Source organism: Kitasatospora sp. NPDC059088 (genome assembly GCF_042738155.1).
Lineage (GTDB): Bacteria > Actinomycetota > Actinomycetes > Streptomycetales > Streptomycetaceae > Kitasatospora.
In genome coordinates this window covers 1-6658 of record NZ_JBHYGR010000037.1, presented here as the reverse complement: position 1 = coordinate 6658, position 6658 = coordinate 1, and the positions used below count along the sequence as shown (strand labels likewise).

General features: G+C 70.3%; 4 protein-coding genes. All 4 read left to right on the top strand.

Features of this window, described 5'->3' with window-relative positions:
- The first annotated feature begins 582 nt into the window (after positions 1-582).
- Positions 583-906 carry a hypothetical protein gene (locus ACFWXO_RS18540; RefSeq protein ID WP_380524912.1) on the top strand — a complete coding sequence of 108 codons (324 nt, stop codon included), beginning with the start codon at positions 583-585 and terminating at the stop codon, positions 904-906.
- 87 nt (positions 907-993) lie between these two features.
- Complete coding sequence (locus tag ACFWXO_RS18535; protein WP_380524911.1) at positions 994-1695, top strand: hypothetical protein; 702 nt, start codon at positions 994-996, stop codon at positions 1693-1695.
- Between the two features lie 658 nt (positions 1696-2353).
- The gene (locus ACFWXO_RS18530; protein WP_380524967.1) at positions 2354-2983 is read left to right on the top strand and encodes a DUF6939 family protein; all 630 of its coding nucleotides are present in this window, start codon (positions 2354-2356) and stop codon (positions 2981-2983) included.
- 626 nt (positions 2984-3609) lie between these two features.
- Positions 3610-6658: FxSxx-COOH system tetratricopeptide repeat protein (fxsT, locus tag ACFWXO_RS18525; protein WP_380524910.1), on the top strand; the 3049-nt coding region annotated here is incomplete at its 3' end.

Genomic DNA, 6658 nt, shown 5'->3' with positions numbered 1-6658 from the left:
TCTCGCACACCCACTACCCCCCCGCCCAACACCCCCCCCGGCCACACCAGGGCGCCAGCCCGTATAAACAAAAAATAACAACCGACCCACCCCCCCCCCCCCCCCCCGAGGTGGTCGTCGACTGGTGGCGTGGCTGGCACAGGCTCCACCACTCCCCTGCGGCTTCGATCTTCCTCTCCCCCGGAGGTCTTGAGTTTTCCGCGGAAAATTCCGTGAGGTCCCGTTGAAGCCGATGGATCGACCGGTCGTGTCATCCGGTCTGCTCCCGCCGCACGCATCGATCGGCGCGCAGACTGCCTCGGGCGACGGCCAACGAGCACGCCAGGCCCGCCCGCTCGCCGGTGGAACGGAGCCATCAGAGAACGACGGCTGCCGATGTCCGAGCCATCTCCTACGATCCTCCGGTGACCGACGACGAGATCATCGAAGCCTGCCGAGAGATCGCCCGAGACCGGACGCCTCCGAGCCCGCCCGCCCGAGGCAGTCGCCGGGGCGGAACACGTCCTCGGTTTCGCCTTCCCACCGCTTCTGCGGCGCCTCTACACGGAGGTCTCCAAGGGCGGCTTCGGGCCCGCCGACGGAGTGCTGCCGGTCGACGTGGGCCAGTGCCGCGAACATCTCGCGGAAGCCTATGAGTACGGACCGGATCCCACCGGGGGAGTGCCCGCCGGAGTGGTGCCGCTCCACGACTGGGGCTGCGCGATGTGGTCGATGATCGACTTCCGTGATCCCGCCGGCGCGATGTGGCTCAACGCCGACGGCGATTGCCGGCCGCAGGGCGTGACCTTCACCCAGTGGCTGGTCGCCGCAATGGACAACGAGCTGAGTCCTGTTTGGCCGGACGGAGTTCCTGCGCAGAACGGATCGCACCGTACGAACACACCGACCGCCCGCCAGGATCGCTGACCAGTGCATCGACAGCTCGGGGAAACAGATCGGGTCCGGCCCGGCGGCGCGAGTCGGCCACCGACCGGCGTGGTCGACTGGACACGGATGCATGACTGCTTCGGGGACGTCGACCGCGTTCCCGCGCTTCTGGAGCGCGTCGAACGCGAGGATGATGCCGAAGCTTGGCAGGAGCTCGGATACCGGCTGTGCCTGGAGAACGATCTCGTCTCCCCTGTCAGCTTCGCAGCTCTTCCCCACCTGGTGCGGCTCGCGTCGGGCGACTCGCGGGCGCGCGTGCTGGCCGGGACGATCGTCCGGTGTGCGGGCGGCCATGGTTATGACGAACTGCTCGCGGGTTGCGCCGAGACGATCGCCGAGTTCGGCGTGCTGCTGGACCGGCACCTCAGGTCGAGGCCGACCGACTACGTCGTGGCGTTCCTCGACCTGCTGGCAGCCAAGGGGCAGTACCACTGGAGTGCCGGCCTGGATGGCTTCGCCGACGACTCCTACCACCTCGCCTGCCCCCACTGCGATGCCGAGGTGACGATTGCTATCGGCGACTACGGGCGCTACTCGGCGATCAGGGACTGGAACCTGGGGGACATCGACCGACGCGACCTTCGGCCTGCGGCCCCCGAACGACTCTCAGGCATCGGCCGGTGGATGTACGAGACCGCCACCCGGGACGGGCAGGAGGCACTCGCCGACGGAATCACGCATCTCCTCGGCGACGGCGAATGCCCTCGTTGCGCCAGCGTCTTCAACATCGCGGACGAGTACACCTTCGCCACCTGCCCGGGCCGGTAGCGGCCGGCGGCTTCAACACGGTGTCTTCGTGGGGGAGCCGGGCCGCGGCACGAAAGGATCACCGGGGCGGAGGCCGGCCCCGCTCAGTCACCGAGTGCCCTGTGACTGCCGAGGTCGGACTCGACCAGGTGGTCAGGGCGGGCGCTCTGCCGAGACCCCGAGGGTGCTGTTCCTGCGGCCGATCGATTTTCCGCGGAAAATTCTCGATCGCTGTCGTCGACGGTGCCAGCGTCCAACGCCTCGAACCGTTCGGACAGACCGACCGGTGCGTGCCATCCCCGAAGGGCGCCAGAGCATCGTTACGGTCCGCCCGGTCCAGCTCTTGCAGGGAAGCCCGGCGGCCCCGAATTTTCCGCGGAAAATTCGAGGCCGGGAAGTAGCGGAGCGGGGGAGCCATCGTCGGTGCGTCAGGGATCCGCCAGGCTCAGTGCCCCAGGGCGCCTTCCCGAACCCGATGCCACTGGGCGTCGCACGCTACTAACTCGACCCGAAGCACACGGGCTGTCCTCACTCCGTACCCACCGGCATTGAGGCCGCGGCTCCACGCACTGCGGCCGGCCTCGCTCTCACCACGGATGGCTACAGGAGATCCACGTCGGTTGCTCGTCAATGCCGGCCCGCTGTGCTGGACGCGGGCGGGTTGTCAGTGGCACCCGACATGCTCGGTGATACTGCCATCGAGCCAGGGGGACCTCAGATGCCAATCCGTATCGCTAGCCGCCGCCGTGGGATGGTGTCACTGACCGCCGCTTTTCCCGGTGCCGAGATCATCGACGTCACCTCCAAGGCGTCGGATCCGTGGGTACGACTGAGCCCGTTCTACCCGCACAAAGGCATCCCGGTCCCCTGCAGCGAGGGAGTGACCAGTGAGTCCGTGGAAGGCATCTGGCAGGCTCTCAAGGTCTTCCAGGACTCTGACGTCGATCCAGCGAAGCTCCGGATCACCACGATGAAGGGCCTGAAGCGGACGGTCCGTCGGTACGGCCCTGTCCGAGGCCATCGTGCCGGTCTGGACGGCGATCGGCTGCTGACCTATGAAACGGCCCGGCGCCGGATCTACCTACCGGCCTACCGTTGGATCCTTGAGCACCGAGCTGCTGACCTGGTCGAGCTGCTCAGGAGCAAGGACGAGGTCGTACTCCTCGACTACACCACCAACGGCGACGTCACCGACCCTGCTCGCCCGCTCTCCCACGCCGCGCTGATCCAGCTCCACATCGATGGGCGCTGGCCAGATGAGGACGACGAGGGCGTGGCCGCCACCGGGACCACCGGCCGGACGCCATGAGCGGACCAGTGACGGAGGCACGGGGGAGCGGTGGGTGCCGTGGGCGCTCGGCCATGGACGGGGGGATGGTGACCCGCTGATTTTCCGCGGAAAATTTCGAAGGGACGTCGGGCAGCCGGGCCGAGCTACGATCGGCCGCACCAGGGCCGACCGGACGACCCAGCCTCGACGAGTCTGGCGCGGTGTCTGACACCGTGGGGGAGTGTGTCGCCGCACTGGTTGCCGGGCACTGTCCGTCCTGCGATCCCCGGCGCTCGGCCGTCCTGAATTTTTCCGCGGAAAATCAGCGGGCACCGAAACGATGCCGATGCGGATGCGTCCGACCGCCGAGCAACTGCCCAGGGCAGCTGACACGCCTCAGGAGCGCGCGGAAGCCGCGGCGACCGCCAAGACCGCAGCTGACGCGAGTCGGCCCGCTCCGCGGCCCCCGGATCTTCCGCAGTAGATCCGGGGGTCCACGCCAGCCCCGACCGCTCCGAGAGACTTCGCCCGCGCCGTCCCCGCACCAGCCGAACGAGCCCACCCGCACCGGACAGATCCGATGCTCCACTTCCCGTGCCCGTCAGCTCTCTCCGGCGCGATACTGAACGCGGTTGGACACGATTAGCGGGGGGGGGGGCGAGCGCGTGGACGACGAGCAGACGGTACGGGGCGTCTCGAACCGCATCATCAACAGCACCGTCCACGGTGATGTGTACCAGGCCGCCAATCTGACCGTGCACCAGCGGGCCGTCCGACGGCCTGCCGCATGGCCGCATCTGGTGGGGCGGATCCCGCCGCAGGCCGGCTGCTTCCAGGTGCGCGGCGAGTCGGAACGTCTGGCACGTGCACTCGACCAGGGCGGCAACACGGTCGTGGTCGCACCGGCGGCCGGCGTAGTACTGGGCCTGGGCGGGGTCGGCAAGACCCAGCTCGCCGCCCACTACGCCCGCACCCTCTGGCACGGCGGCGAGCTGGACGTCCTCGTGTGGATCGCCGCAGCCTCCACCACGGAGGTGGTGGCCGGGTTCGCGTCGGCGGCCGCCGAGCTCCTGGGGACCGAAGCCTCCGATGCCGAGCAGGCGGCCCGGCAGTTCCTGGCATGGCTCGAGCCAGGGCCCGGACGACCGCCCTGCCGGTGGCTCGTCGTCCTGGACGACGTGTCCGATCCCGCCGACCTCACCGGGCTGTGGCCGCCTGCCAGCCCGCAGGGGCGGACCCTGCTCACCAGCCGACGACGCGACGCCGCCCTCACCATGGGCCGCCGGATCGTTCCGCTCGGAGTGTTCACCCCGGTCGACTCCCAGGTCTATCTCACCGAGGCCCTCGCCGCCGCAGACCGACAGGAAGCCGACACCGAACTCGCCGCGCTCGCCGAGGACCTCGGCCACCTTCCGCTCGCGCTCTCCCAAGCGGCGGCCTACCTCATCGACACCGGACTTCCCTGCCGCCGCTACCGCGCCCTGCTCGCGGACCGCGCCCGCACGCTCGCCGAGGCGGCCCCCGATCGACTGCCGGACGACCAGCCGCACACCGTCGCCGCCGCATGGGACCTCTCCATCGAACGTGCCGACTCCCTCCACCCTCCCGGCCTGGCCCGCCCCGTGCTCGAACTCGCCGCCTTCCTCTCGCCCACCGGCATCCCCGAGGCCGTCTTCGACAGCCCTCCCGTGCTCGCCCACCTGTCGGCAGGCCGGTTCCTGGAGCCGGAATCGGAGCGGGAAGGCGCGGCGGAGACCCGGCACCCGGTCAGCGCGGAGCACGCGCGGCTCGCGCTGAGAGCCCTCCACCGTCTCAGCCTCATCGACCACCTCCCCGACAGCCCCCTCGACAGCGTCCGCATCCACCAGCTCGTACAGCACGCCGTCCGGGACACCCTCACCGTTCCCGGGTTCGCCCGCACCGCGCAGGTCGCGGCCCAGGCCCTCACCGCGGTATGGCCGGACGAGGACCACTCCGACCGCGACCTCGCCGCCGTCCTACGGGCCAACACCGCCACACTCGACGAGCGTGCTGAGGATCAGCTCTGGGATGGGCAGGACGGCATGCCCTCGGTCCTGTCCCGCAGTGGACACAGCCTCGTCGAGGCAGGCCTGAACCGGGCGGCCGCCCACCACTGGACCCGGTTCACGTCGACCGCCGAGCGGAGGCTCGGGGCCGACCACGAGGCGACGATCGTCGCACGGATGAACCTCGCGGTCGCCTTGCGCCAAGCCGGGGAATTCGCCGACGCCGTCGCCATCGGGTGCCGGGCGGACGCCGACAGCGAGCGCGTCCTCGGCGGCACCCACGAGACCACTCTCCTGGCGCGCGGCAACCTCATCAGCACCTATCGGAGGGCGGGCCTCCTCCGAGAGGCGGTCGATCTCGGGGAGCGCACGGTAGCGGACTGCGAGCGGGTGCTGGGCTCCGGGCACCGCGCCACCCTCGTGGCCCGCGGCAATCTGGCGAGCGCGTGCACGGAACTCGGCCTCGTCGACCGGGGCATCGCCCTGAGGGAGCGGACACTCGCCGACCGCGATCGGGACTTGGGCACCGATCACCCCACCACCGTCACCACCCGAAGCAATCTCGCACTCGACTACATCGAGGCCGGGCGCTTGGACGAGGGCATCGCGCTCGGGCAGCGGGCGCTCGCGGACCGCGAGCGGATCCTCGGGCCTGACCATCCCGACACACTCACCACCCGCGGCAACGTCGCGCTCGGATTGAGTCGGACCGGCCGGATCGACGAGGCGATCGCGCTGGGAAAGGAAGTCCTCGCCGATCGCGAACGTGTGATCGGGGCCGACCATCCGGACACCCTGGCCACCCGCGGGAACCTCGCATGCTCGTATCGGGATGCCGGTCGCCTGGCGGAGGCCATCGTCCTCGGCCAGCGCGTCCTGGCGGACTGTCAGCGTGTCCTGGGCAACGATCACCCAGACACCCTCCGAGCCGGTGGGAACCTTGTCGCCAGCTATCGGAACGCCGGCTTCCTGGCGAACGCCATCGCCCTCGGCCGACGGACACTGGCTGACCACGAGCGTGCCCTGGGCGCGCGGCACCCTCGTACCATCAGCACGCGGCACGATCTCGCGGCCGCTTGCGGCCAGGCCGGACGCCCGGAGGAGGCCGTCATCCTCGGTCGACAGGTGCTCGCCTCCCGCGAACAGCTCCTGGGTTCCGACCACCCCGACACGCTGCTCAGCCGCGGGAGCCTCGCCGCCTTCCACTTCCAGTCCGGGCAGCTGGACGACGCCATCGCCCTCGGGACGCAAGCCGCTGCCGACTACGAGAGCCTCCACGGCAGCGACCACCCGCTGACGCTCGCCACCCGCTGCAACCTGGGAAGCTTCCACCACTACGCCGGGCACTACGACGAAGCGGTCTCCCTGACAGCCGGAGTCGTCGAGGTACGGGCACGCCTGCTTCCTTCCGACGACGAGGAACTGGTGGCCACACGCGTCAGCCTGGCAGCCGTTCTGACAGCGCGAGGCCGCGCGCTTCTCCCGGAGGACACGGCCGGCGCGTGGCGCGACGCCGGGTCCGCGGTCCAGACCGTCGGCCCTTACCTCGCCGACGCTCCCACCGCCTACGGCCCGGTGCTCGCAGCCGCCTACCGGCTCGCCGCCGACGCCTTGGATGCGGACGGCCAGCCCCAGGCGGCTGCCCGCTACCGTGGGCGCCGGGGGGGGGCGCCCCGGGGCCCCCCCC

Excerpts from the sequence above, each read along its gene's own strand:
- ACFWXO_RS18535 (WP_380524911.1), top strand. The coding sequence starts at position 994 with ATGCATGACTGCTTCGGGGACGTCGACCGCGTTCCCGCGCTTCTGGAG.
- ACFWXO_RS18530 (WP_380524967.1), top strand. The coding sequence starts at position 2,354 with ATGCTCGGTGATACTGCCATCGAGCCAGGGGGACCTCAGATGCCAATC.